The sequence below is a fragment of the Onishia taeanensis genome, from assembly GCF_900100755.1.
GTDB lineage: Bacteria > Pseudomonadota > Gammaproteobacteria > Pseudomonadales > Halomonadaceae > Onishia > Onishia taeanensis.
This window is the reverse complement of sequence record NZ_FNCI01000002.1, coordinates 201,259-225,365: the sequence shown is the minus strand read 5'-3', so window position 1 is coordinate 225,365 and position 24,107 is coordinate 201,259. Positions and strand designations below refer to the sequence as shown.

Annotated in this window: 22 protein-coding genes; 10 read left to right on the top strand and 12 right to left on the bottom strand. The window is 62.1% G+C overall.

The window, feature by feature from the left end; all coding sequences use genetic code 11:
• Positions 1-155 precede the first annotated feature (155 nt).
• Positions 156-2,897 (top strand): bifunctional acetate--CoA ligase family protein/GNAT family N-acetyltransferase, encoded by a 2,742-nt coding sequence (locus tag BLR71_RS03530; protein WP_092523184.1) that lies wholly within the window; start codon positions 156-158, stop codon positions 2,895-2,897.
• A gap of 72 nt (positions 2,898-2,969) precedes the next feature.
• On the opposite strand, the gene BLR71_RS03525 is transcribed toward BLR71_RS03530, so the two are convergent.
• Together BLR71_RS03525 and dbpA are read right to left on the bottom strand one after the other, a co-directional pair.
• Positions 2,970-3,275 (bottom strand): YrhK family protein, encoded by a 306-nt coding sequence (locus tag BLR71_RS03525; RefSeq protein ID WP_245696326.1) that lies wholly within the window; start codon positions 3,273-3,275, stop codon positions 2,970-2,972.
• A 29-nt stretch (positions 3,276-3,304) separates the two neighbouring features.
• Positions 3,305-4,696, bottom strand: a complete 1,392-nt coding sequence (dbpA, locus tag BLR71_RS03520) for an ATP-dependent RNA helicase DbpA (protein ID WP_092523180.1) — start codon at positions 4,694-4,696, stop codon at positions 3,305-3,307.
• Positions 4,697-4,864: 168 nt separating this feature from the next.
• On the opposite strand from dbpA, the gene BLR71_RS03515 reads away from it, so the two are divergent.
• Entirely contained in the window at positions 4,865-5,581 is a 717-nt protein-coding gene (locus BLR71_RS03515; protein WP_092523178.1) for a YebC/PmpR family DNA-binding transcriptional regulator, read from the top strand.
• Positions 5,582-5,684: 103 nt separating this feature from the next.
• On the opposite strand, the gene BLR71_RS03510 is transcribed toward BLR71_RS03515, so the two are convergent.
• The gene (locus BLR71_RS03510) at positions 5,685-6,995 is read right to left on the bottom strand and encodes a sensor domain-containing protein (RefSeq protein WP_092523176.1); all 1,311 of its coding nucleotides are present in this window, start codon (positions 6,993-6,995) and stop codon (positions 5,685-5,687) included.
• A 182-nt stretch (positions 6,996-7,177) separates the two neighbouring features.
• On the opposite strand from BLR71_RS03510, the gene mltF reads away from it, so the two are divergent.
• Positions 7,178-8,608 carry a membrane-bound lytic murein transglycosylase MltF gene (gene mltF / locus BLR71_RS03505; RefSeq protein ID WP_092523174.1) on the top strand — a complete coding sequence of 477 codons (1,431 nt, stop codon included), beginning with the start codon at positions 7,178-7,180 and terminating at the stop codon, positions 8,606-8,608.
• 8 nt (positions 8,609-8,616) lie between these two features.
• Here the strand turns inward: mltF and BLR71_RS03500 are convergent, their stop codons facing one another.
• The gene (locus BLR71_RS03500) at positions 8,617-9,621 is read right to left on the bottom strand and encodes a zinc-binding alcohol dehydrogenase family protein (protein WP_092523172.1); all 1,005 of its coding nucleotides are present in this window, start codon (positions 9,619-9,621) and stop codon (positions 8,617-8,619) included.
• A gap of 208 nt (positions 9,622-9,829) precedes the next feature.
• Here BLR71_RS03500 and BLR71_RS03495 point away from each other — a divergent pair, with 208 nt between their 5' ends.
• From BLR71_RS03495 to BLR71_RS03480, 4 genes are all read left to right on the top strand, one after another.
• Positions 9,830-10,183, top strand: a complete 354-nt coding sequence (locus tag BLR71_RS03495) for a winged helix-turn-helix transcriptional regulator (protein ID WP_175491606.1) — start codon at positions 9,830-9,832, stop codon at positions 10,181-10,183.
• 171 nt (positions 10,184-10,354) lie between these two features.
• On the top strand, positions 10,355-10,666 hold the full coding sequence (locus BLR71_RS03490) for a hypothetical protein (RefSeq protein WP_092523168.1): 312 nt from the start codon (positions 10,355-10,357) through the stop codon (positions 10,664-10,666).
• 498 nt (positions 10,667-11,164) lie between these two features.
• Positions 11,165-11,818 carry a hypothetical protein gene (locus BLR71_RS03485; RefSeq protein ID WP_092523166.1) on the top strand — a complete coding sequence of 218 codons (654 nt, stop codon included), beginning with the start codon at positions 11,165-11,167 and terminating at the stop codon, positions 11,816-11,818.
• Between the two features lie 116 nt (positions 11,819-11,934).
• Complete coding sequence (locus BLR71_RS03480) at positions 11,935-12,150, top strand: TIGR02450 family Trp-rich protein (protein WP_092523164.1); 216 nt, start codon at positions 11,935-11,937, stop codon at positions 12,148-12,150.
• A 46-nt stretch (positions 12,151-12,196) separates the two neighbouring features.
• Here the strand turns inward: BLR71_RS03480 and BLR71_RS03475 are convergent, their stop codons facing one another.
• From BLR71_RS03475 to BLR71_RS03465, 3 genes are all read right to left on the bottom strand, one after another.
• The gene (locus tag BLR71_RS03475) at positions 12,197-13,447 is read right to left on the bottom strand and encodes a dicarboxylate/amino acid:cation symporter (protein ID WP_092523162.1); all 1,251 of its coding nucleotides are present in this window, start codon (positions 13,445-13,447) and stop codon (positions 12,197-12,199) included.
• Positions 13,448-13,658: 211 nt separating this feature from the next.
• Positions 13,659-14,534, bottom strand: coding sequence for a glutathione-dependent disulfide-bond oxidoreductase (yghU, locus tag BLR71_RS03470; protein ID WP_092523161.1), 876 nt, complete (start codon positions 14,532-14,534; stop codon positions 13,659-13,661).
• 148 nt (positions 14,535-14,682) lie between these two features.
• Positions 14,683-15,591 (bottom strand): putative RNA methyltransferase, encoded by a 909-nt coding sequence (locus BLR71_RS03465; protein WP_092523159.1) that lies wholly within the window; start codon positions 15,589-15,591, stop codon positions 14,683-14,685.
• 223 nt (positions 15,592-15,814) lie between these two features.
• Between BLR71_RS03465 and BLR71_RS03460 the strand changes: the two genes are divergently transcribed.
• Positions 15,815-16,285, top strand: a complete 471-nt coding sequence (locus BLR71_RS03460) for a RidA family protein (RefSeq protein ID WP_092523158.1) — start codon at positions 15,815-15,817, stop codon at positions 16,283-16,285.
• A 133-nt stretch (positions 16,286-16,418) separates the two neighbouring features.
• A complete protein-coding gene (locus BLR71_RS03455) occupies positions 16,419-17,012 on the top strand; it encodes a LysE family translocator (protein WP_092523156.1) in 594 nt (197 codons plus the stop codon).
• Here the strand turns inward: BLR71_RS03455 and BLR71_RS03450 are convergent.
• The 4 genes from BLR71_RS03450 to BLR71_RS03435 all read right to left on the bottom strand — a co-directional run bounded on the left by BLR71_RS03450 (position 16,974) and on the right by BLR71_RS03435 (position 21,561).
• Positions 16,974-17,810, bottom strand: a complete 837-nt coding sequence (locus BLR71_RS03450; protein ID WP_217629311.1) for an AraC family transcriptional regulator — start codon at positions 17,808-17,810, stop codon at positions 16,974-16,976. The two genes, BLR71_RS03455 and BLR71_RS03450, sit on opposite strands and share 39 nt — an antisense overlap.
• A 4-nt stretch (positions 17,811-17,814) precedes the next feature.
• Complete coding sequence (locus BLR71_RS03445) at positions 17,815-19,512, bottom strand: mechanosensitive ion channel family protein (RefSeq protein WP_092523154.1); 1,698 nt, start codon at positions 19,510-19,512, stop codon at positions 17,815-17,817.
• Positions 19,513-19,661: 149 nt separating this feature from the next.
• On the bottom strand, positions 19,662-20,528 hold the full coding sequence (locus BLR71_RS03440) for a delta-class carbonic anhydrase (protein ID WP_092523153.1): 867 nt from the start codon (positions 20,526-20,528) through the stop codon (positions 19,662-19,664).
• A gap of 178 nt (positions 20,529-20,706) precedes the next feature.
• Positions 20,707-21,561 carry a helix-turn-helix transcriptional regulator gene (locus BLR71_RS03435; RefSeq protein WP_092523151.1) on the bottom strand — a complete coding sequence of 285 codons (855 nt, stop codon included), beginning with the start codon at positions 21,559-21,561 and terminating at the stop codon, positions 20,707-20,709.
• 113 nt (positions 21,562-21,674) lie between these two features.
• Between BLR71_RS03435 and BLR71_RS03430 the strand changes: the two genes are divergently transcribed.
• Positions 21,675-22,856, top strand: coding sequence for an MFS transporter (locus BLR71_RS03430; protein WP_092523149.1), 1,182 nt, complete (start codon positions 21,675-21,677; stop codon positions 22,854-22,856).
• 293 nt (positions 22,857-23,149) lie between these two features.
• Here the strand turns inward: BLR71_RS03430 and bla are convergent, their stop codons facing one another.
• A complete protein-coding gene (bla, locus tag BLR71_RS03425) occupies positions 23,150-24,055 on the bottom strand; it encodes a class A beta-lactamase (protein ID WP_092523147.1) in 906 nt (301 codons plus the stop codon).
• Between the last annotated feature and the right edge of the window lie 52 nt (positions 24,056-24,107).

Here is a 24,107-nt window from a genome sequence, read left to right as displayed (position 1 = left end):
AGGCCGACACGGCGGACGGCGACGGCATCACCCGGCACTGATTTGATCCGGGCTAGCTTGATCCTTGTCAGGGTGAGCGCCGGGGGCATCGGCTAGGCTGAGGTCTAGTGACTATTCCTGCCGTGCCAGGCTAATGCCAAAAAGTGAGCGCCAACGTGTCGATTCGTAATCTTGATGCCCTGTTCACCCCCTCTTCCATCGCCCTGATCGGCGCCAGCAACCGACCGAGCTCGGTCGGTGCGGTGCTGGCCAAGAACCTCTACGAGGGTGGCTTCAAAGGGCCGGTGATGACCGTTAACCCGCATGAAACCGCGATCCGCTCGACCCTGAACTATCGCTCGGTAGCCGACCTACCCATTGCCCCGGACCTCGCCGTGATCTGCACCCCGCCGAACACGGTGGTGGCGCTGGTCAGTGAGCTTGGCGAGCGAGGCTGTCGCGCCGCGGTGGTGATCACGGCAGGCTTTGGTGAAGGCAACCATGCGGAGGGGCAGGCGCTCAAGCAGGCAATGCTGGATGCCGCACGCCCTTACCAGATGCGCATCGTCGGCCCCAACTGCCTGGGGATCATGGCGCCCCATGCCGGCATCAATGCCAGTTTTGCCCATCTCGCCGCGCCCCCCGGCAACATAGCCTTCGTCACCCAGTCCGGCGCGGTGGCCACCTCGGTACTCGACTGGGCCGTAAACCGCGGCATCGGCTTCTCGCACATGTCGTCACTAGGCGCGATGAGCGATGTCGACTTCGGCGACATGCTCTATTACCTGGCCCTCGACCCTAATACCCATGCGATCCTGCTCTATGTCGAGGCAGTCAGCGAAGCGCGCAAGTTCCTCTCGGCGGCGCGCATGGCCTCGCGTAACAAGCCGGTCGTGGTGGTCAAAGCCGGCCGCAGTGACGCCGGTGCCAAGGCCGCGCTATCGCATACCGGCGCCATGGCCGGCGCCGATGCGGTCTATGATGCCGCCTTCCGGCGTGCCGGCATGCTCAGGGTCAAGACTCTCGACGAGTTATTCCAGGCAGTGGGCACCCTGGCCTCCGGCACAAGGGTCAAGGGCGACCGGCTAGCGGTGCTGACCAACGGCGGTGGCATCGGCGTGCTGGCGGTGGACGAGCTCGCCGAAGGCAACGGCCAGCTAGCCACGCTGTCGCCGGCGACACTGGCCCACCTGGACACTCGCCTGCCGGCCACCTGGTCTCACGGCAACCCGGTGGATATTCTCGGCGACGCCCCAGGCGAGCGCTATGTGGTGGCGCTGGAGGCGCTGATAGAGGCCGGTGATGCCGACGCCATCCTGGTCATCAACTGCCCGACGGCCGTGGCCGACAGCTTCGAGGCGGCCAAGACCGTGATCAACACCCTGCATGGCCGCCACCTACCGGTGCTCAGCTGCTGGCTGGGCGAGGCCGCTGGCGCCCAGGCACGCCGACTCTTCGCCGACAGGCGCCTGCCCTTCTACGACACGCCCGAGCAGGCGGTACAGGCCTTCGGGCATCTGTGGCACCACCACCGCAACCAAGAACTGCTGATGGAAACGCCCCCGGCGGTGACGGACCTTCCCGAGGACGCGCCGGCCAAGGCCAATGCGATCATCGACACGGTACTCGCCGAGAACCGAGAGGTGCTCACCGAGCCCGAGGCCAGCGCCCTGCTGGCCGCATTCGGCGTACCGGTGGTGCCCGCTCGCCAAGCCCGAGACGGCGAAGAGGCCGCCCGCTGCAGCGACGAGCTAGGCTACCCGGCGGTGGTGAAGGTTCTGTCGAAGGACATCAGCCACAAGTCCGATGTGGGCGGCGTAAAGATCGACCTGACCTCCCGAGAGGCCGTGCGCCAGGCCACCGATGACATGCTGGCCCGGGTGCGTCAGTCTCACCCCGAGGCACGTATCGAGGGGGTCAACGTGCAGCCGATGATTCGCCGCCCCGGCGCCTTCGAGCTGATTCTGGGCGTCGCCGAAGACCCGATCTTCGGTCCGGTGATGCTATTCGGCCAGGGCGGCACAGGCGTGGAAGTGATCGGCGACCGGGTGATCGGCTTGCCGCCGCTGAATCCCTTGCTGGCACAGGACATGGTCCAGCGCACCCGGATATCGCGGCTGCTCGAGGGCTATCGTGACCGCCCCGCCGCCGATATCGAGGCCATCGTGCTGGCGCTGGTCAAGCTCTCGCAGCTCGTCGCCTGTCTGCCAAGAGTGGTGTCGCTGGATATCAACCCGCTGCTGGCCGATGCCAGCGGCGTGATCGCCCTGGATGCCCGGATCGTGGTGCGCGTAGCCAGCAAGCCCCGGGCCCCCATGACCATTCGCCCCTACCCACGGGAGCTCGAGCAGGACATCGTCACCCAAACCGGCCAGCGCTACCGCCTACGGCCCATCCGCCCCGAAGACGAAAACGCCCTGGTGGAGATGCTCAAGCGCTCCGATCGCAGCGATATCCGGCTACGCTTCTTTGCCGCCATCAAACGCTTCGATCATGCCTTCGCCGCCCGCCTGACGCAGCTCGATTACGAGCGCGAAATGGCCTTCGTCGCTCAGCCTCAGGGGGCCACTAGCATTCTCGGCGCCGTTCATCTGATCGCCGAGCCCAATCATGAACGGGCCGAATTCGCGGTGATGGTAAGAAGCGACATGAAGCAGTCTGGGCTGGGTTACTGCCTGATGCAGGCCATGCTCGATCACGCCCGACGCATGGGCATCACCTGGGTAGAAGGCGAGGTCATGCTGGAAAACGCGGCCATGCGGCGCATGGCCAAGGAGCTCGGCTTCAAGGAGCAGGCGCTGGAGCACGGCAGTGACTCGGTGTGCCTCTTGCTAAAGCTTGATCAAGACGCGCAAGCCAGCCCGAAGGCTGTCATGGCCGGTGCGCCGGACGCCTCGGATGTGGACGTCCGACGGTGACCGAAGCGGCTAGCAGGTGCCGTGCCCCTAGCCCGGCAACCGAGACCGCTCGTGCTGCCAAGCGCCCGCCGACTAGCCGCCGCTGTCGGCCTCGGGAATGCGCTGCAAATGCAGGTGGCGCGCCAGGCGAATCGCCGGGCGCACCAGGAACTGGAAGCTGCCGATGATGAACATCCAGATCGCCAGATGCTCCTGCTCGGGATACAGGAACAGAATGCTGCCCGCCAGAAACCACAGCGCGATCAACACATCGTTGAAGATGCTCAACGCCTCGTAGCGCTGGCGGATAATCAGCTCCTCGTGGCCCAGGTGCAGGGTAAGCGAGTTTTCGGTGCGCTGCTGATCCATATGCGTCTCCTGGTAACGATCCGTTTGCATGGCCTGACACCCCAGTATGAGGGACGAGCCTAGCGGCTAACCCGCCGGGCACGGAAGGAGCGCCCTTTGAGCTTGCCATTGCCGAGCTGCTCGAGAGCCGCCTTGGCCTGTTCGCGGCGTACGGCGACGAAAGTGCTGCGATCCAGCACCTTGATCTTGCCGACCGCATCCCCGGAGAGACCGCCTTCGCCGGTCAGGGCGCCAAGAATATCGCCGGGGCGCACCTTCTGCTTGCGCCCGCCGTCGATCTGCAGGGTGACCATCGGCGGCGCTAAGGGCGCCTCGGCGAGCGCCTGGCGAGATGGCAGCGTCTCAGCCGCGAAGGTCTCGCCCAGGCGCTCGCCGAGCTTCTCGAGGCGAAAGGCCTCCTTCGGGCCATAGAGGGTGCAGGCCATGCCGCTGCCCCCGGCCCGGCCAGTGCGGCCGATACGGTGCACGTGCACCTCGAGTTCGCGAGCGATACCGTAGTTGAAGACCGCATCCAGGGCGTCGATATCCAGGCCGCGGGCGGCCACGTCGGTGGCGACCAGAATCGAGGCGCTCTGGTTGGCGAACAGCACCAGGGTGCGATCCCGGTCACGCTGCTCGAGATCGCCGTGCAGGGCCAGGGCACTGAAACCGTGCTCGCAAAGCGCATCCGCCACTTCGCGCGTTTCCCGCTTGGTATTGCAGAACACCACACTGGTGGCGGGGCGATGAGTCAGCAGCAAGAGACGCAGGGCCTCGAAGCGCGCCTCTTCGTCGGCCACCTGGAAGAAGTGCTGCCGGATGCTGGCGCTGTCGTGGGTCGACTCGACTTCAACGGTGACCGGCTCGCGCATCAGCGCCTCGGCTATGGGGCGAATGGCATCGGTATAGGTTGCGCTGAACAGCAGCGTCTGACGATCTTCCGGCGTCTCGCCGATGATCGCCTCCAGGGCATCCTTGAAGCCCATGTCGAGCATGCGATCCGCCTCATCGAGCACCAGGGTCGAGAGCGAATTGAGAGACAAGGTGCCCTTGCGCAGGTGCTCCTCGACCCGGCCGGGGGTGCCGACGATCAGGTGAGCGCCGTGCTCCAGCGAGCCACGCTGCGGGCCGAAGGGAGCACCGCCGCACAGCGTCAGCACTTTGACGTTGGGCAGGGCGCGGGCCAGACGGCGCAGTTCGCCGGCCACCTGGTCGGCAAGCTCACGGGTCGGGCACAGCACCAGTCCTTGGACATCCAGACGCGCGAGATCTAGTCTCGATAGCAGCCCCAGACCGAAGGCCGCCGTTTTGCCCGAGCCGGTCTTGCCGCGCCCAATCACGTCGCGGCCATCGAGCATCGGCGGCAGGCTCTGGGCCTGGATCGGCGTCATGGAGTGATAGCCCAGCGCGTCGAGATTGGTCAGCAGCGCATCGGCCAGTGGCAGGCGCGCGAAAGAGGTGGCATCAGACACGGTGTGGGGTCCTTGGCAGCGGGAAAAAGCGAGGACGAGCAGGATACCAGACCCTTGGCGGGATCGTCTGGAAACCGCACGACATCTCACGGTAACAAATACCCCTGTTACCGATTTCGGTTGTTAAGTAAGATTTCGGCTTCGATCACGACGCAACAGGATGACACGATGGGCAGGGCCTTCCAGAACCGCAAGGAATCCATGGCCAAGACGGCCGATGCGAAAACCAAGGTCTACAGCAAGTACGGCCGTGAGATTTACGTGGTCGCCAAGTCGGGCGGTACCGACCCCAGCAGCAACTTGTCGCTGCGCGGCCTGATCGAGCGCGCCAAGAAGGATCAGGTGCCTTCGCACGTGATCGACAAGGCGCTGGACAAGGCCGCCGGCGCCGGCGGCGAGGACTTCTCGCCGGCCCGCTACGAAGGCTTTGGTCCGGCCAGCTGCATGATCATCGTCGAATGCCTGACCGATAACCCCAATCGCACCTTCGGCGATGTCCGCAACGCCTTCAACAAGGGCAAGGGCAAGATCGGCACGCCGGGCAGCGTCAGCCACATGTTCGACCACTGCGCGATCCTGCGCTTTGTCGGCGAAGACGAGGAGGACGTGCTGGAGTCACTGATGGAGGCCGAAGTCGACGTCACCGACATCGAGAACGAGGACGGCCACATCACCGTTTTTGCGCCGCACACCGAGTATGCCAAGGCCAAGCAGGCGCTGATCGACGCATACGGCGAGCTGGACTTCGAAGTCGACGAGATCCAGTTCCTGCCCCAGACCCACACCCCGGTCGAGGGCGATGACGTGGCACCGTTCGAGAAGCTGCTCGATATGCTCAACGACCTGGACGACGTGCAGAACGTCTACCATAACGCCGAGCTGTAGCCCCATCGCGCCGGGCCTATTCCCACGCCCGGCGCTCTCTGTACCCCCTATTGGCAGCTGACGTCGAGCAAGAATCGATAAAGAGATTTGAGCGAAGCGGTGCTCAGCTCAGGCAACGCTTGATGGCATACATGGCATTATCCGCGTGGCGGAACAGCTGCTGGCGATCACTGCCCTGTTCGGGGTAAAGCGCCGTGCCGATGCTCACCGTCATCTCGACCTCGAGCCGTCGACCGCCCAGGCGGAAAGGCTCGGCAAGCGCCGCACGAATCTTGTCCGCCACGACGCTGACGGCGGCCTGATCTGCAACATCGGTCAACAGCACCGTAAACTCATCACCGCCCATGCGCCCCACCATATCCGAGTCACGCACGCTCTTCTCGAGCCGCCGTGCTACCTCGCACAGCAGCTCGTCGCCCGCTTCGTGACCCAAGGTGTCATTGATGTCCTTGAAGTCATTCAGATCGAGATACAAAAGCGCCAGGGGCTCGCCATTACGCATGGCGCGCTTCAAGCACATATCTACGTGCTGATTGAAGAGCATGCGGTTGGGCAACGCGGTCAGCGGGTCATGACGGGCCATGTGCTCGAGACGGGCCTCGGTCTGCTTTCTCGAGATGGCGGCGGCGACCTGCGTGGAGATGAACTGCAGTAGCGCCTTTTCCTCTTCGGTGTAGCGAATGACATCGCTATAGCTCTGCATGACCACCGCACCGATCACCCCATCCTGCGAAATCAGCGGCACGCCCAACCAATCGATCCATGCCTGGCCCTGCGCTTCGGCCTGCTCGGCGGTGATCAGTAGCGCCTGGCCGAAGTGAAGAACGTCAGAGAGAGGGGTGCCGGGAGTGAGCGGCTGCGATGCCGGCAAAGGCAAGCGCTCATCGATGTAATATGGGAAGGTCAGCCAGCCCTTGGCCGCATCGAACAGCACCACCTGGAAGTTGTCGGCCGGCAGCAGTTCGCCGATCACCCGGTGAATCCGTTGGTAGAGCTCGACCAGGCCATCGACCTGATACACCGCCTCGGAAATACGGTAGATCGCCTGCTGAACGCGTTCGGCTCGCTTGATCGCGGTGACGTCACGCGCCACCGCCAGACGAATGCGCTCTTCCTCCAGCCAACGTGCCGTCCACATGATATCGACGGCATGCCCATCCCGGTGGATATAGCGATTCTCGAAATGCATCTTGAGTTGGCCGTCCATCACCTCGGCGGCGGTCGCCAGCGTGCGCTGCCGGTCATCCGGATGAACCAGATCGATCATGGGCGTGCCCATCAATTCCTGCTGCGAGTAACCCAGGATGCGCTCGCAGGCGGAGCTGATAAAGACGAAGCGCCCCTCGACATCGACCGCGCAGACCGCATCAGGCAAGAGATCCAGCAGTTTATCGAGGAGCAGCTCTGAATTCATATCGTTTCAATCCGAGGTCAGCCAAGCAGGCTCGAGCGATCACGATGCATCAATAGCGCGTCACTCAGCCAGTCCGCCGTTGAGAAGCCATCGGCATTAGGCTGTTAATGTAAAAGACTTCTCTTGGGTATTCGAATGATTGTGCGCACTGTCTCGAATGCCGTTGGCTATGGAGCAACCTCATGACCCGATTTTCGCTGGGCATTCTGCTGGCAGCGGTCCTGTTCATGCTCGCAGGCTGTGGCGATTCCCACGATTTAGCCACGCCCGAAGAGACCGGCGTCCTCAAGGTCGCCACCCGCAACGGCGCCACCACCTACTATCTCGACCGCCACGAAACGCCTGCCGGCCCCGAATTCGACCTGACACGGCGCTTCGCCGAGGCCCAAGGCTGGGAGATCGAGTGGTCGGTGTTTGATTCCACCTCCCAGGTGCTCGAGGCCCTCGAATCCGGCAAGGTACACCTGGCCGCGGCAGGGCTGACCCGGTTGCCCAGCCGGGATCAGCGTTTCACGCCGGGGCCGAGCCATACCGATATCGTCGAACAACTGGTCTGCCATCGGGACATGCGCCCCCTGCCCCGCCAACTCGAGGAACTGACCGACGTCGAGATCCGCGTGACCGCGGCCTCAAGCTACTCCCAGCAGCTTGCCTCGCTGGTCAATGATCACACCGGCATCGCCTTCGAGGAGGACCCGCGCTCCACCGAGGTGCTGCTGGAAGCTGTGGCCAACCGGACGCTGGACTGCACCGTCGCCGACTCCAATATCGTCAAGATGGTGCGCCGTCACTTCCCGCACCTGGAAGTCGCCATGAACCTGACCGCCGGCAGCACCCTGGGCTGGTACCTGCCTGACGGGCAGGAAGCGCTGGCCGGCGAGGCCAGGCAGTGGATGAATAGTGACGCAGGCCAGGCCGCCATCGAGGCGATGAACGAGCGCTACTACGCCTATATCGGTGAGTTTGATTTCGTCGACCTGCGCACCCTGAATCGCCGCATCGACGACCGGCTGCCAAACTTCGTCGACCTGTTTATCGAGGCAGAGAAAAACACCGGCATGTCGGCCGACCTGCTGGCCGCCCTGGCCTATCAAGAATCCCACTGGGACCCCAGCGCGGTCTCCCCGACCGGCGTGCGCGGCATCATGATGCTGACCCGCAACACCGCCGAGTCGCTCGGCGTCACCAACCGCCTGGACCCCGAGGCCGCCATCGAGGGCGGCGCTCGCTATCTGGCCGACCGCCATGCCCGACTGCCCGAGGATATCCCCGAACCGGATCGCACCTATCTGGCGCTTGCCAGCTACAACATCGGGCGTGGCCACTTGCTGGATGCCCGAGAACTGGCCCGCAGCCTGGGCAAGAACCCGGATTCCTGGGAAGACATGAAGGAGGTATTGCCGCTCAAGGCCGACAAGCGCTACTACCCCAAGACGCGCTACGGCTATGCCCGCGGCTACGAGCCGGTGCACTACGTAAAGCGCATCCGCAACTACATGGACGTGATCGCGCCCGCTATCGCCCCGTATGAGCCGGCCGAGGGCGACATGCAGACGGCCCAGGCGCCGTACGGGGCTGCGTCACAAGCCCCCGACACATCACAGGACGGCTGACGAACCCATCAAAAACCACGCAGCACGATCTTGCCGCGCCCCTTGCCGGACTCCAGCAGCGCATGGGCGCGCAGCAGGTTCTCAGCGTTGATGGTGCCGAACTCGTCGGCTAGCGTGGTGACCAGCTCACCGCCGTCGACCATCTGGGCGACGCGCTCTAGCAGCCGGTGCTGTTCGATCATATCCGCCGTTTGGAAGAGTGAACGAGTGAACATGAACTCCCAATGCACCGATACGCTCTTGCGCTTGAACGGCATGATGTCGAAGGACGCAGGATCATCGATCACCGCGAGCCGCCCCTGAGGCGCGATCAGTTCGGCGATAGCGGCCAGATGCTCGTCGGTATGAGTCAGGCTTGCCACATAGTCCACCGCAGGCAGGTCGGCGGCCTTCAGCCCGTCGACCAGCGACTGGCGGTGGTCGATGACATGATCGGCGCCCAACTCCTTGGCCCAGGCACGGGTTTCCGGTCTTGAGGCAGTGGCGATCACGGTCAGGTCGGTAAGCCGCTTGGCGAGCTGGATCATGATCGAGCCCACACCGCCCGACGCGCCGATGATCAGCAGCGAACCGGCGTTGCTCTCGGGCACCTGCAGGCGATCAAAGAGCATCTCCCAGGCGGTGATCGTGGTCAGCGGCAACGCCGCCGCTTCGGCAAAGCTTAGCGACGTGGGCATCTTGGAGACGATGCGCTCATCGACCTGATGAAACTGCGCGTTGGTGCCGCTGCGATCGACGGCACCGGCGTACCAGACCTTGTCGCCGGGCTGGAACAGGGTCACCTCTTCCCCGACGGCCTCGACCACGCCGGCGGCATCCCAGCCAAGCACCTTGTACTCGCCGCCCTCGGGCGACACTTTCTGGCGAATCTTGGTGTCGACCGGATTGACCGAGACGGCCTCGACGCGCACCAGAAGATCGCGGCCACGGGCCTCAGGGGTCGGCAGCTCGATGTCCTCGAGCGCTCCGGCGGCGGTGACCGGCAGCGACTGCTTGTAACCAACGGCTTTCATGGCGGGCTCCTATCGGTAAGTGTATGGCTGACCGAGTATAGGGGTACCATGGTGACGAACAAGTATGCACATTGCTGTGCGGTAGTGATCTTTGGGTGCCTTAGTCTCCCCAAGGCTCCTAGGTACACTTTTGTATACTGCAACCAACGGGCAAAGCCCCGTCCCGCGACACCTGACCCAGCGATACCCGAACATGGATCATCAAAACATGCGCCATAAGAGCTACGCCTGCAGCTTCGGCTGCTCCGTGGAAGCGGCCATCGAGGCCATCGGCGGCAAGTGGAAAGGCGTGATTCTCTTCCACCTGATGGATGGCACCAAACGCTTCAACGAATTGCGCCGGCTGATGCCATCGGTGACCCAGCGCATGCTGACCAAGCAGCTTCGCGAGCTGGAGCGTGACGGCATCGTCCACCGTCACGTCTATGCTGAAGTGCCGCCCAGGGTCGAATACCGCCTGACCGCTTTCGGTGAGACGCTCGAGCCGATCCTCAAGGAACTGGAAGCCTGGGGCAGCCAGTACCTGAACAAACTGGCGGCACTGCGCAGCGAGAAAGAATAGATAGCGCTCGCTCACCTCTCAGCATAGGCCAGCATGGACGTCTGCGGCCCGGCACGACAGCACAGTACTGGATCAGCGGCTAAAAACCTGTATGCTGACCGTGCACCACCGACAGTCAATGGAGTAGGCATCACGATCGATCATTCTTACCAAGCCAGCACGGAGGTTTTCATGAAGGTATATCGACCTGAATGGCAGTGCACGTTTAACGTAAACGAAGGCGTGGAAGAAGCAGCCAGTTGGAAGGAACGCATCGCCTGGAGCATCAGGGCGCTTGCCAACAGGCTGGATGGTGGCGGACGTACGATCCAGATTGACTGCGATGTGACCCCTCGGGTGAGCCAGGAAGATGTCGATATTTGCCTGGGTAAAGGGTTTGAGGTGACGCACAGTCTGCTCACCCAGCTTGCTCATCAGGCCGCCTGCGAAGATGTCTTGCGTGACGCCAAGGCGGAGCTTTACGAGGAAAACCCGCAGTATTGAAGCAAGCAGCGGCGAAAGCGTTAGCCGCTAGAGAGTCAATCGATGCAAGCTAGACCGCCACTACGCCCCATTCAGCCATGCTGGATGGGGCGTTTTCGTTCAGGCCCTTTCAGCAGTTGGCCCTTGGCCCTGCCTTACCGCGATCTTAAGTCGCCCAGCCGGCCTCTCCGCTTGATGGAAACGTCACACAGGCCCTGTCATGGGTGCGGTAAATGCGCGCACTCAAGGCCTTGGCGGTTGATTCAGGTCAAGCGTGGGAGCAACATTTCCAGCATATGAGTGAACCTCTTTGCTGCGAGACTTTTCGCTACTGCTTCAAGGGCGTTGCAAAGGAAATGACAAAAGAGGTGGCAAGAGATACGTCTCGATACTGCCTTGGAGACACCCTGCAGTATCCCTCCAGCCGTCCTGTCATCGCCTCGCGCCAACACGTTTCAGGGCATCAGGGCAGCCGGTCTTCATCACAGTGACGTGCCACCACATAAGGAGCCTAGTGACATGCTGAGTATTCTGATTTTCTTGCTGATTTATGCGGGTGTTTCGATTGCCGTCTATCAGCTATACGACATCTATCACAGCCAGAACTTCGCTGACGAAGAGAAGCGCGCCCGCATCGGCAAGCAAGAAGTGGAAGAACTGGCAAACGGGGCCAAGGAATACCGCGAAACGGGTTCATCAATGGGGTTCATCAAAGGCGTGAAGGCCTTTTTCGGTAACGACTTCGACCCGCGGGTGGCGCTGGCCGCCTTCTCTCGAGCCGACGAGCTTCCCAACGTGGAACCGCTGCTGCGCCGCAAGAACAACATCATCTGCAACGGCAAGATCCGGATTCGTCATCCTTTTGGCATCAAGACCAATCCGCCGTCTAAGGACTCCCGCGGCATTGCTATCGCCCTGATCATCATCAACTGCCTGCTGGCCCTGTTCCTGGGTGGCTTGAGCGTCTACTCCATCGGCTACGATGTCCCGGCGGCCTGGATGCATGATGAATCGGTCCTGATGCTGCTGATCTACGCGCTGATCCTGTTCACGCACCTGATTGCCAAAGCCGACAATTACCTAAATGACCTCTATCAGATCGGCAAGCTGAACAAGCACTTCCCCGCCCGGCCGCTCAACCAGCAGCCGCAGGATGCCGGCCAGCCTACGTAAGGCCATGCGGTTCGATAAATCGAAACAGTACGCCCCCGGACCACAGCGTCAGGGGGCGTTTTTGCATACGGCGAAACCGCCTATTCAAGACAGAAAAACGCAGGAGTGGCGCACCGATGCACAGGATCAATCCCGATAAGCTTCAGCAAAGCAAGTGGACGGCCGTTGCGCCCAAGCACAAGGAAAAGCACTTCATGGTGACCAAGCTGGTGCGCGACGAGGAAGAAAAGGTGGTGCAGGTGGTGCTGGAAGCCGTGATCACCCGCCGGGAATTCACCCTGCCCTGGCAGGCGCTCAAGGATGACGAGACCTGGCGGATGGGCTGGAAGTAAGCGCCGCGCCCTGTGCCGGCGCTTCTCCCCACCGCCAGACGGCAGCTCAGGCCGTTGAGGCCTCCGCCTCGGGCTTAGCGGCGTGCTTGTCTTCCGTACGGGAAATGATCGAGGTGCCGACCAGATCCCCCGTGACGTTGAGCGCGGTGCAGCCCATGCCCACCAGAGCATCGATGGCGGCCAGCAGCGCCACCGTTTCGATCGGCAGCCCCACCTGAGCGAAGACCGTCGCGATCATCACGATGCCGGCCCCCGGCACCCCAGCGGTGCCAATCGAGGTCAGGGTACCGATCAGCACGATCTGAGCCATGCTGATCAGATCCAACGGTGCGCCGATCACATTGGCTGCGAACACCGCCGAAATCGCGATGCGAATCGCCGCGCCATCCATGTTGATGGTTGCCCCCAGCGGCAGGCTGAAGCCGTACAGGCTGCGCGCATGGCCAAGCCGGCGTGAGGCATTCAGGGTCAGCGGCAGGGTGCCGGAACTGCTCTGGGTGGCGAAGGCCGTGGCCATCGGGGTGCGGGCCTCGCGGAAGAAGGCGCGCAGCCGCACGCCGAACAGCTTCATCAGCACCGCGTAGACGACCAACTGCGCCGCCAGGGCGATGTAGAGCACTGCGACCATGTCGCCAAGCGACAGCAGCGTTTCCATGCCCTGCTGGCCGACCGTCTTGGCGACGATCGCAAACACCCCGATCGGCACATAGTGAAGCACGCCGGACATGACCTTGAGGGTCACTTCATTCAGCGCCTCGATCACGCCATACAGCCGCTCGCCAAGCTCGGCGTGACTATCGGAATTGCGCAGCATCAACAGCGCGATGCCGAATGCCATCGCCGTAAAGATAATGCCCAGAAGGTTGCCATCGACGAAGGCGGCGACGATGTTATCCGGCACGATGTTCAGCAGCACATTGGCGATGCCCGGGTTATCGGGCACGCTGATCTGAGCGCTTTCATCCAGCGTCATGCCGCTGCCGGGAGCAAAGAAGGTCGCCACCGCCAGCCCAACCATGATCGCCAGCGCTGAGGTCACCACGTAGTAGCCGAACAGCTTGCGGCCCAAACGCCCGGTGCTGCCAAGCGGCGCCTGGTTGATGCCGACCATCAGCGTGAACAGCACGATCGGCACGATCAGAAACTTCAAGAGCCGCAGCAGCAGCTCACCAAAGGGCGCCAGCCACTGGGCAGCCTCCTGGCCGCCCAGCAGGCCGACCACGACCCCCAGCACCAGCGCGATGCTGACGCGAAGAATCAGCGATGCCTCCATATAGGTGCGCAGCAGCGCTTTCATAACCTAGCTCCCATCATTACGTTTCTCCCAGGGCCGCAGCCGGCCGCGACGCTCACTGGCGGCGGCGATGATCGGTGTTGTTAACGGTTAACCTCACCCAAGAGTGGAAATTGGCGAGACCACCAACAGGACAGCGCCCACAAGGGTTTCCTCATGGGCGCTGGGTGATCCACAGGTCATTTAGCTGCCCGCGCGGCCGGCAGCGCTAACCCTAGTCTTGAGTTTCGAGCTTGTCCTGGGTTTTCAATTCGAAGTCGCTGGCGTCGTGGCGCTCGTGGAGCTGCATCTCCGGCTCACCGAAAGTGCGGTTGACCATCCGCCCGCGAGTGACCGCCGGACGCTCATCGATCTGCTTAGCCCAGCGCAGCACGTGGGTGTATTCCTGCACTTGCAGGAACTCGGCAGCATCATACAGCCGGCCCAGCACCAATTGGCCGTACCAGGCCCAGTTGGCGATATCGGCGATGGTGTACTCATCCCCGGCCAGGTACTCGGACTCGGCCAGGCGACGGTCCAGCACGTCGAGCTGACGCTTGGTCTCCATGGCATAGCGGTTGATCGGATACTCGAGCTTCTCCGGCGCATAGGCGTAGAAGTGGCCGAAGCCGCCGCCCAGGAAGGGCGCGCTGCCCATCTGCCAGAACAGCCAGTTCAAGGTCTCGGTGCGGGCCGCCAGGCTATTCGGCAGGAATTCCCCGAAGCGCTCGGCGAGATACAGCAGAATGGCGCCGGATTCGAAGACCCGGGTCGCAGGCGTAGTGCTATGATCCAGCAGGGCCGGAATCTTCGAGTTCGGGTTGATCTCCACGAAGCCGCTGCCGAACTGATCGCCATCACCGATGCGAATCAGCCAGGCATCGTACTCGGCATCCTTATGGCCAAGCGCCAGCAGCTCCTCGAACATCACCGTGGCCTTCACCCCATTGGGCGTGCCCATGGAATAGAGCTGGAAGGGGTGCTTGCCGAGCGGCAGCTCCTTGTCATGAGTCGGCCCAGCGATGGGACGGTTGGTGCTGGCGAACTTGCCGCCACTGGCCTGATCCCAGGTCCAAACCTTCGGTGGGACGTACTCGTTGCCTTGGCTCATGAAACGCTCCTCGGTATCGGATGGCGATATCAAATGACGGTATCAAATGGCTTGGTTTACCCACTTGGGTGGGGGCACGATAGCTTGCTATCAACCTCTGGCAAAAAAATAGCGCGCGATAGTTTAGCGATAAGTGCCATGCCCTCCCCTACCAGCGGTCACGACACAAGCACGACAGCCGCACGTCCACGGTGACGGTCAGCGCTTCCAGTGCCGCGGCCTTCTCGCGGCCTGCGGCGCCGGTGCGATACAGGTGCGGTGTCATCGCCAGCAGATCGGCAATGGCCTCAGTGCCCGCAAGCTCGAGCGAATAGCGAATGCTCTCTGTGGCCAAGGGCGTGAACCCTTCAGGTACCTGAGAGGCCTCGGTGCGCTCGGGCTTCAGGCTCGGGTAGATGATCTCGCGCAGTTCCCGCAGATGATCCGGCCCGGCCTCGACCATCAGCAGCATGCCACCTGGCTTCATCACGCGGGCGAACTGCGGATAGACGGGAAAGCCGAACATGCACAGCACAATATCCAATGTGCCGGGCTGCACCGGCAGGTTGGCGTTGCTGCCCACCACCCAGCTGGCCTGCTGACCGGCCTGCTTGCCTTGCTTGGCGGCGGCGAGCACCGCCCACTTGGAGATATCCACACCCAGTAAGGAGAGAGTCTGTCCACCGCCTGTCGTTTCGTCTGCTGCCTCACCCCAGGCCTTGGCCAGCTCGCGCAGGTAGTAGCCCTCACCGCAGCCGGCGTCCAGGCAGCTCAGTGGGGTGTCGGTAGACGCATCGCTTGGCTCATCGCTTGCCAAGTGGCTCAGCGCAACCCGGCCGACGGCCTCGGCAATCGGCCGGTAGTGGCCGGCATTCAGGAAACGCTGACGCGCCGCCACCATCTCCTTGCTGTCGCCGGGGTCGTGGGAGCGCTTCTTCTGCACCGGCAGCAGGTTCACGTAGCCCTGCTTGGCTATATCGAAACTGTGACCGACGCCGCAGCGCCAGGTGTTGCCGTTTTTGTGCAGCACATCGCCATCCAGCGGGCAGGCCAGCGCCTGAAAGGGGGTGTTGCTCATGTCTTGCCTCACCGTCTGGTAAATAGGGGCTCGTTGACTGGCCACGAATGATGGCACATGGCATGGATGAGGGGGGAACGGAATGCAAAAAGCCTGCCTCAGTGGCAGGCCAATGAGCCTCGTCGGCGCTTGTGATACGAGACAATCGGTACCCTGCCAGGAACATCCCCGGCATCTGGCCTGTCTGAAAGTCTTACGGCCACACGACAAGGAGGACGTCCCGATGCCGATGTTTCACAACGATTCAACCCTGCCTACCCCGGCCTTTCCCGGCAGCCACGTGGTGCTCGACGATGACTACGTGCACCTGTCAGGCCTTACCGCGGCGGATATCCAGGGCGGCGGAGCCGTGCTAGGTGATATCGCCGAAGAGACCCACTTGGTCATGCGTCGCCTCGTGCACCTCCTCGAACAGGTGGACTGCGGGATGGAGGACGCGGTCCGCGTCGATATACACCTCACCGACCTGGATCGGATCGAAGAGTTGAATGGAGTCTACGCGGAGTTCTTCACCGCACCGAACTACCCGGCACGCACCTGCACCGAGTCACCCAAGCTGCACGGCGGCTCTAACGTGGAGATTACCCTGGTGGCGCGACGCCCGGCCGCCCCCGAGCCCGAGCCCGAACCCGCATCAGAGTCAGAGTCAGATTCCGAGCCCGAGCCTGAGTCCGAGTCAAAGGACAGCGACTGATTCGACGGCGCACTCACTCTCACGGGGCAACCTAACCAGCAGAGCGCCCGCATGGACGACGGCAATTTTGTTCAATACTTCGCGCTGAGGCTATCGCAAGCTTCAGCGAGAATTGATGAACAAAGAGGAAACAATGGCCGTCACCTTGATGTTACCCATGATGGCATTTGCCTTAGCGGCCTCTATTTCTCCAGGCCCCGTGAACCTGGTGTGCCTGAGCAGCGGCACCCGTCATCCCATTAACCAAGGGCTAGTCTTCGTCACCGGGGCGACCTTGGGCTTCGTCGCTCTTTTCCTGGCCATCGGCCTGGGGCTTCATTCGCTACTTAGCGTTGTCCCCGGCTTCAATGCCATATTGCGTTGGGCCGGTATCGCCTTTTTACTTTATCTGAGTTTCCAGCTTTTCCGCGCGGACGGCCGCCTGTCCTCTGGTGACCAGCAACCATCACCCGGCTTCATGACCGGCGCCATCATGCAATGGCTCAATCCCAAGGCCTGGCTAGCGTCAGCGTCCGGCATAGGCGCTTATACGAGCGGTAATGACCTGGCTGAGATCATCATTTTTGCAGCGCTTTATGTGCCCATTTGTTGGCTATCACTGAGTTGCTGGGTCTACGCTGGCGCCTTCCTGCGCCACTACATTCAACAGCCTAAGGTGCTGGTCACCCTGAACCGGACACTGGCGCTGTTACTCGTCGCCAGTTGTGTCTTTTTGCTGGTTGAGTAGCGACTGCCGATACTGCCTGGGAGTAGCAGCCAGCAGCCTTTTAAAGGTGCGCTGGAAATGTGGTTGATCAGAAAACCCCGTGTCCACCGCGGTCTCAGCAATAGGTTTGCCGCCTTTCAGTTGCCGTTGTCCGCATTGAACCCGGTAATTGATCAGATACGCATGTGGCGTGAAACCAAAGTGTTTTTTGAAAGATCGGATCAAATGCCCGTGGCTATATCCGGAAAGCTCGCACAGCGCGTCCAAGGACACGTCCGCGGTCGCGTTATCCTTCAAATAATCCGCCAAAAATTGCAGGTTATCGGGTGCCTCCGGCTGCTGCTTGGCTGCATGGCCTGAGAGTTCGTGCATCAAGGCGGTCAGGTACTCCACCACTACCGTTTGCTTTTCCAGCAGCTCCCGGCCGGGATCCAGCAGGCACTTCGCCATCCGGCAATAGCCTGCATACCACTCGGCATCATTGATGGTAGCGAGCGATATATCTTGCCAGGCAGGGGTATCGAGAAGACCAGCCCCGTATCGCAGTTTGGCGAGCCATTCGGTGTCAACGTACAACATCAGGTAGGCCCAGGGCTCGTTATCGACCGGATTACAGGCATGCACCCAGTCAGGGTTGATGATGACCAACGCCCCCTCACTGACCGGTATCTTTTCTTGTCGATAGCGAAAGGTGCTTTGCCCGTCGATGATGGCGCCCAAGGACCATTGCGTATGGCTATGCGGGGCATAGCGAACCTTCCGCCCGTCCTCGACTCTGCGCAGTTCCACATGGGGCATGCGTTCATCACGCCAAAACATGGTCTCAGCCTTTCTCGCTAAATTTAGGCAAATCGCCCTCGATATCGTGACGGCTGATGACCATCGCCGATCTCGGCCACCACTCGGGGTGGTTATCGCGAATGAAGGCCATCATCTTCTCGCGCACATTCATTTCCGCGACCCAGCCAGCGTGGGGATCTGAGGTCATCAGGTAGCAGGTGATCGTCTGGACCATCTCGACCTGCCCCGTCACGTAACACGATAGCTTGTGGTGCTCGATGACGTTGTCTTCCTCTTTTGCGAACTCCAGAAACTTATCTCTAAGACACTCGACATCGGCGCTCAGGTGCAAGGGAATCTCCAGGAACCTGTATTCCTTGGTGCTCTTGACCGAAAGGTTCTCGAAGGGCCGGGAGATGAAGTAGGTGACCGGCACGATCAAGCGCCGCTCGTTCCAGGCACGCAGGCGGATGAAGGTATAGAAGATGCCTTCCACATAGCACCACTCCCCCTCGAACTGCACCAGATCGCCGATGCGAATCGACTTGGCCAGCGACAGTTGGAACGAGGAAATGATATTGCCAAGCACCGCCTGGCCGGCGATACCCACCAGCACCGTCAACACACTGGCCGATGCCAGCAGGGACAACCCCAGCGTCTCGAAGAGCTGGATCTGGCTGAGCACATAGATGGTAACGGCGGTGACCGAGATCAGGATGATGATCCGGCGCAGGGCATAGAGCGTGGTCAGGAATTTACGCTCGTCCTTGGGTTTGGTGTCATCGATCTGCCCCGTCAAACGACGAATCATCTTCAGCATCAGGGTATCGACGAGGCGAATCGCCACCGTGCCGGCACCCCAGGCCAGTATGGCGATCAGCAGCACCCGGAAGGAGGTGGTGGCCACGGCCGAGAACGAGACCACATAGTTGAGCAGCACCTGGGTGATCAGGGACATAGCGATGAGCGCCAGGGGCACCTTGATGCGGCTGACGAAGATGGTGGGTGCGCCGGACGGTAGCCAGCGCATCGCTATCCCGGCTAGGCCGTGGATGCTGTACCCCACCAGCCCCACGGTCATGAGGAACACCGGAATGGCGATCCACTCCCAAATCTTGAGCACCCCGAACGAGGCCTTGAAGCGCTTGGGAATATAGGCCTCAACCCAGGAGGGACCGTATCGCTCATAGAGCGCAGGAATCGATGACACGCTCTCTGGCATGACCAGCCACACCGGTTCCTCGTCGCCGACCCGGTACCGGCCCAGGCGAATGTCATAGGTTTCGCCATTGGCCTTCAGCGATGCCAGCTTCAGGTTTCGGCGCGGCTTGCCGGCCTGTGTGTTCTTCCCCGAGGCATCTTCGATGGCGGCATCCTGGCGCCCGGAGAGATCGGACACCTGCAGCAGCTCGCCGCGCTTGAGCACCTCGGCCAGCTCTTGGGCCAACTGGGCTCCCTTTTGCTGCTGCTCCGCTGGGGGCACATCAGCAAGGTTGAGGACATGGGCCGCCGCCGCGAAGTCCTCCTTTTCGGTCAACGCCTGAAAACTGCGCATCGACTGCCGAGGCGTGACGCGCTCGACCGCCTCGGGTGGAGCATCCAGCCCCACGTTGAGCGAATCGACGACGAACCAGCGGGTTTCCTCGCTGTCTTCGCTCGACGCTTGAGCGATCGCCAGGCTTGATAACGTCAGCGCCACCGCGGCCACTAGCCACCGTCGCCATAGACCCTTTGTCTTCATACGCGCCTTACTCTGTTCGGTGAGATCCCCACCTATGCCAGCGACCGGCCTGGCTCAGCGGCGATGCGAAATAACACGCTAGCGAATCGACGAAGCGCTGACGCAACATGCCCGCCAAAGCGTCTCACCAGCAACGCTGATTCGTGAAGCTATCGTGAAAGCGGTGACAGCAGCTCCGGGTTAACCACCAGGTTCCTCACCCCGTGAGCATGATCTTCCGCGAAGACATTACCTTCACACCATTGTCCCACGGAGCGGATATTCACCTTGGCGACCTCGGGGCGAACGCTCCAGGTGACCTGAAAGGGCGACCCGATCTCATTATATGCCGGCCCCGTCGTCGAGCCCGCATATTGCACCGGCTCGCCGGTGTCGGTCGGAATATTCAACGCCTGGTGTAGGCCGTCTTGGATTCCGTGTGCGGCCAGTTCGCCGAAGTCCCTGGCGGCGGCGTCGTTGACCAGCGCGTACACCTGCGTCTCTACGCGCAACTGCGGGTTCTTGTTGGCTGCATTCATGCACGCGCCCAGCGTCGAGCCAGGCTCGACCTGGGCCGTCGAGTAAACGTAATGCACTTCGATGGTGTCACCCGGCGCAAGGCGGCCATGCTCGCTTGGGCACACCGCCTCGCTGACAGGCCTAAGTTCTGACTCACTGAAGTCGCCCGCATAGCGATAGCCACTGTGATAACCATGACCATCGCCATTGCCGGCGTACTCGGTGAACTCCCCGCCCTTGTGCTCGGCATTCTTGTGGAAGTGTATGTTGCACAGGTTCATGTCCGCAGAGGCGGGGGCGGCACTGAAAACCACCGGATTGCTCCCGGCGCTCGAGTCGATATCACGGGGTGACTGCGGGCCGAAACCAGTGCCCTCGGTGCTCTCCTTGAGCATCTCACGCTGCTGTTCGATGACGCGGTCGGCCACATCGGGGGGACTGGCGGGCGCATCCTTGGCACTCACACAGACAGGAAAACTGGCTAGCGTAACCAACACGGCGAGTATATTGCGCTTCATTGCATCTCTATCAGGTTGTTGATTGATCAGGCGTATGGCCTTGGGAGAGTCCTTCTGCCTAGGCCACCCTCGAGTTAGCCTTAACTAACAAGCACTTGGCAATAAAAAAGCCTGCCGGTCAGGGCAGGCTTTTAACACAACACAATAACGCCTGAGGCTCAGCAGTGACGTGCTCCCTCTAGCTTCCTAGCTTTTCGCCACTTACCCACCCCGCGAACGCCTCTGCTCGAGGATCCGTCTCCTGCACGGCATACACCACCAAGCGCAGATGTCTCACCTCATCGACGATCAGGCTGGTGTGCTCGAAGCCGACCTCGCCGAGCCCTTCGATACCCAACGACCGGCGCCCCTCACAGGGTGCGTGAACGTCGTGCTGTTGCCACCACTGCCGGAATTCCGGCGCAACCTTCTTGAGTTCGGCCACCAGGGAGTCGATGGCCAAGTCATTTTCCGCGCGGGCATGGTCGCGCCGAAAACTGGAAAGTATCTGCGGCGCCTGAGCCGACCAATCGGCAAATATCCGCCGCAGGGCGGGGTCGAGAAAAAGCATCCACAGCAGGTTGCGATACTCCACCGGCTGCGCCGCGAAGTTGAACACGCGGTCTGCCGCCTCGTTCCAGGCCAGAACGTCCCAACGCAGGTTCAGCACGTAGCTTGGCCGCGACGACAAGTCATTCATCAGGCGTTTGACCAAGGGCGGCACCTGGCACCAAGTCTTACCCGGCTCGACGGGCGGGCGCTGATGGGTCAACAAAAAAAGATGGCGCCGCTCTGAAGCGTCCAGTTGCAACGCCTTGGCGAGGTTGTCCAGAAAGGTGGAGGACACCCCAATCTCCCGCCCTTGCTCCAGCCAGGTGTACCAGGTCACCCCGACACCCGCGAGCGCCGCCACCTCTTCACGCCGTAACCCTGGTGTCCGCCGTCGCGTACCCGCAGGCAGCCCGACCGATTCCGGCGCTACCCGCTGACGCCGCGTGCGTAAAAAGTCGGCGAGCTCATGCCGGGTCCGGGCGAGGGTTCGTTCCTGAGCCATGCTGTTGCCTTTAGTAATAGCATAAGAGGTTAAATTGTAACCCCCTCATACTAGCAGCAGACTGCGCGTACTTTCCGCTTGATTACGCCTTTTAGAAAAAAGGAAACGTACGCATGACACAGGCTTCACGCAGCACGACCTACCTTGTCGCCACCGGCGCCTTCGCCCTGGGCATGGCTTCCTACGTCACCGCCGGGTTGATCCCGATGATCCAGGCCGACTTTGCGGTTTCCGTCTCGGTGGCCGCGCAACTCGTCACCGCTTTCACACTGGCCTACGGGCTCGGCTCGCCACTCTGTGTCGCCCTGCTGCCCGCCCACCGGCAGCGTGGCGGGCTCTTCTTGATGCTGGGGCTATTCGTCATCGCCAATGCAGCCAGCGCCCTGTCGACCAGCCTTGTCGCTCTGATGGCATGGCGAGTTCTGGCCGGCATGGCGGCCGGCACCTATCTCGCCATCGGCATTGCGGCGGCCGTCAGCGTTGCGCCAGACGCCGAACGCGGCAAGACGATCTCGATCATCATGGGCGGCATGGCCAGTGGTACCGTGCTTGGCGTGCCGCTCGGCCTGATACTGGCGGAGCACTGGGGCTGGCAGGCCGCCCTGTGGCTGATCGCCCTGATCGGGCTAGTGACGCTGGTCGGCCTGATCTTCCGCCTACCGGCGATACCCGCCGCCCAGGTGGTACCGATGCGCCGCAAGCTCTCCATTCTGATCGACCGCCGGGTCATCGGCCTGCTCGGCATATCCCTGCTGGCCGCCATCGCGAGCCTGGGCATGTATACCTTCATCGCGCCACTGATCAGCGCCCATGGCGAAAACTCGGTAACGCTCTCGCTGTGGGTGTGGGGCGTTGGCGGCGTGCTCGGCAGCTTCCTGATCGGCGCCCTGGTCGACCGTTTCTCCGGGCCAAAGCTCACCTTCGCCATCATGCTGCTGCTGGGAACCGCACTGATCGCGCTACCGCTGCTGCTGAGAATCAATCCCTGGCTGGCACTGATCCCCATCGCGCTCTGGGGCGCCGTGGGCTGGGCGCTACAGGTACCGCAGAATAATGAACTGATGAAAGCTCGCGAAGCCCAAGGTGACGGCAACCTGGCGGTGGCATTGAACGAATCGGCGCTTTATTTGGGGAGTGCTATCGGCGCATCAGTCGGCGGCCTAGCCCTTGCCATGCAGGTACCGGTCGACATGCTGTCAGTGGGCGCGGGGGTAGTGGCGCTGATGGGAATGGGCGTACAGATGTGGCTGATGAGGCAGACGAATGCGCGCGGTATAGCGTGCACTCGTCTTTGAGAGGGTTCGCCATCCCTTCGCTTTCGACAGGACCATGCGAGCATTTCTTATACGCCGGCAAAAGGCGCACCTAACCTACTTGCCGATAGCGAATTGTGGCCGCTCGCAGGAACGCTAGGTGCTGCCATTCTCGTGCAGCATATCCACGTCGAGCTAGTAGGCCAGCGCCTCGCACGGCGTGGTGCTCAAGGGTCGCCCACTTCTTCTTGCCGCGTTCATATCGCCGTGATTTTCGCGGCGGCATATATACCGGCGCGAATCGGGCCATGCCCGATACCGCACCGGGGGCGAGATTATACGCGGGCGGCCAGCCTTCCGACGGCGGCGATGGTATCGTCGCGCTGCGTCTTGGTGGCACTCGGCATCAGGGTATAGGCGACGGCGATCACCGCGCCGCGGTCGCCAGGCCAGCCGATGCCGATATCGCTGGCGTTGCCCACGCCGTTGGTGCCGGTCTTCTCGCCGACCAGCCACGAAGACGGCATGCCGGCGCGCAGCCGCGCATCGCCGACCTTGCCCTCGATCATCCACGCCGCGAGCTGGTGCCGGGAGGACGGCGACAGGGCGTCGCCAAGCAGCAGGGTCCGTAGCGTCACCATCATCGCCAGCGGGGTCGTGGTGTCGCGTTCGTCGCCCTCATGGTCGTGGGTATTTAGATCGGGCTCAACGCGGTCCAGCCGAGTGGTGTCATCACCGATGGCGCGCAGGAAGGCGGTGACCGCCTCAGGACCGCCGACGCTCTCGATCAGCGCGTTCGCCGCCGCGTTGTCGCTCCAGGCCACCGCCGCTTGGCACAGCTCGGCAACCGTCAGGCCGGGCTCGCCCAGCCGCTTCTCGGTGATCGGCGTCCAGCCGACGAGATCGCCCTTCTCGACCACAATGCGGCGATCCAGCGTCTCGCTGCCTTCATCCACGCGGGCCAGCACCGCTGCGGCGATGAAGAACTTGCCGGTGCTGTTGAACAAGAAGCGCTCGTGGCCGCGATGACTGGCCACCGCACCGGTGGTCACGTTCATCAGGGCCACGCCCACGCGGTCGTCAGCCGCGCGCTCTAGTTCCGCCAGCCGCTGGTTGAGGTCGGAGGTGGCAGCGGAGGTGGTCGAGGCCGAGGTGGCGGCGAACGCTGGCTGGCCCGCGGCGAGCATGGCACCGGCGGCGGTCATGGTCCCGAGAACCTGGCGGCGTGAGAGGATAGGCATGGAGGGAGGCACTTCAGGGCTCCTTAGCAAGATAAGCGGAATCGGTTAGCGC

Excerpts from the sequence above, each read along its gene's own strand:
- BLR71_RS03490 (WP_092523168.1), top strand. The coding sequence starts at position 10,355 with ATGAAGGTATATCGACCTGAATGGCAGTGCACGTTTAACGTAAACGAA.
- BLR71_RS03525 (WP_245696326.1), bottom strand. The coding sequence starts at position 3,275 with ATGCAAACGGATCGTTACCAGGAGACGCATATGGATCAGCAGCGCACC.
- mltF (WP_092523174.1), top strand. The coding sequence starts at position 7,178 with ATGACCCGATTTTCGCTGGGCATTCTGCTGGCAGCGGTCCTGTTCATG.
- BLR71_RS03440 (WP_092523153.1), bottom strand. The coding sequence starts at position 20,528 with ATGAAGCGCAATATACTCGCCGTGTTGGTTACGCTAGCCAGTTTTCCT.
- BLR71_RS03460 (WP_092523158.1), top strand. The coding sequence starts at position 15,815 with ATGCCGATGTTTCACAACGATTCAACCCTGCCTACCCCGGCCTTTCCC.
- BLR71_RS03455 (WP_092523156.1), top strand. The coding sequence starts at position 16,419 with ATGGCCGTCACCTTGATGTTACCCATGATGGCATTTGCCTTAGCGGCC.
- BLR71_RS03510 (WP_092523176.1), bottom strand. The coding sequence starts at position 6,995 with ATGAATTCAGAGCTGCTCCTCGATAAACTGCTGGATCTCTTGCCTGAT.
- BLR71_RS03485 (WP_092523166.1), top strand. The coding sequence starts at position 11,165 with ATGCTGAGTATTCTGATTTTCTTGCTGATTTATGCGGGTGTTTCGATT.
- BLR71_RS03480 (WP_092523164.1), top strand. The coding sequence starts at position 11,935 with ATGCACAGGATCAATCCCGATAAGCTTCAGCAAAGCAAGTGGACGGCC.
- BLR71_RS03500 (WP_092523172.1), bottom strand. The coding sequence starts at position 9,621 with ATGAAAGCCGTTGGTTACAAGCAGTCGCTGCCGGTCACCGCCGCCGGA.
- BLR71_RS03475 (WP_092523162.1), bottom strand. The coding sequence starts at position 13,447 with ATGAAAGCGCTGCTGCGCACCTATATGGAGGCATCGCTGATTCTTCGC.
- BLR71_RS03435 (WP_092523151.1), bottom strand. The coding sequence starts at position 21,561 with ATGGCTCAGGAACGAACCCTCGCCCGGACCCGGCATGAGCTCGCCGAC.
- BLR71_RS03515 (WP_092523178.1), top strand. The coding sequence starts at position 4,865 with ATGGGCAGGGCCTTCCAGAACCGCAAGGAATCCATGGCCAAGACGGCC.
- BLR71_RS03430 (WP_092523149.1), top strand. The coding sequence starts at position 21,675 with ATGACACAGGCTTCACGCAGCACGACCTACCTTGTCGCCACCGGCGCC.
- BLR71_RS03465 (WP_092523159.1), bottom strand. The coding sequence starts at position 15,591 with ATGAGCAACACCCCCTTTCAGGCGCTGGCCTGCCCGCTGGATGGCGAT.
- yghU (WP_092523161.1), bottom strand. The coding sequence starts at position 14,534 with ATGAGCCAAGGCAACGAGTACGTCCCACCGAAGGTTTGGACCTGGGAT.
- BLR71_RS03445 (WP_092523154.1), bottom strand. The coding sequence starts at position 19,512 with ATGAAGACAAAGGGTCTATGGCGACGGTGGCTAGTGGCCGCGGTGGCG.
- BLR71_RS03450 (WP_217629311.1), bottom strand. The coding sequence starts at position 17,810 with ATGTTTTGGCGTGATGAACGCATGCCCCATGTGGAACTGCGCAGAGTC.
- BLR71_RS03495 (WP_175491606.1), top strand. The coding sequence starts at position 9,830 with ATGCGCCATAAGAGCTACGCCTGCAGCTTCGGCTGCTCCGTGGAAGCG.
- bla (WP_092523147.1), bottom strand. The coding sequence starts at position 24,055 with ATGCCTATCCTCTCACGCCGCCAGGTTCTCGGGACCATGACCGCCGCC.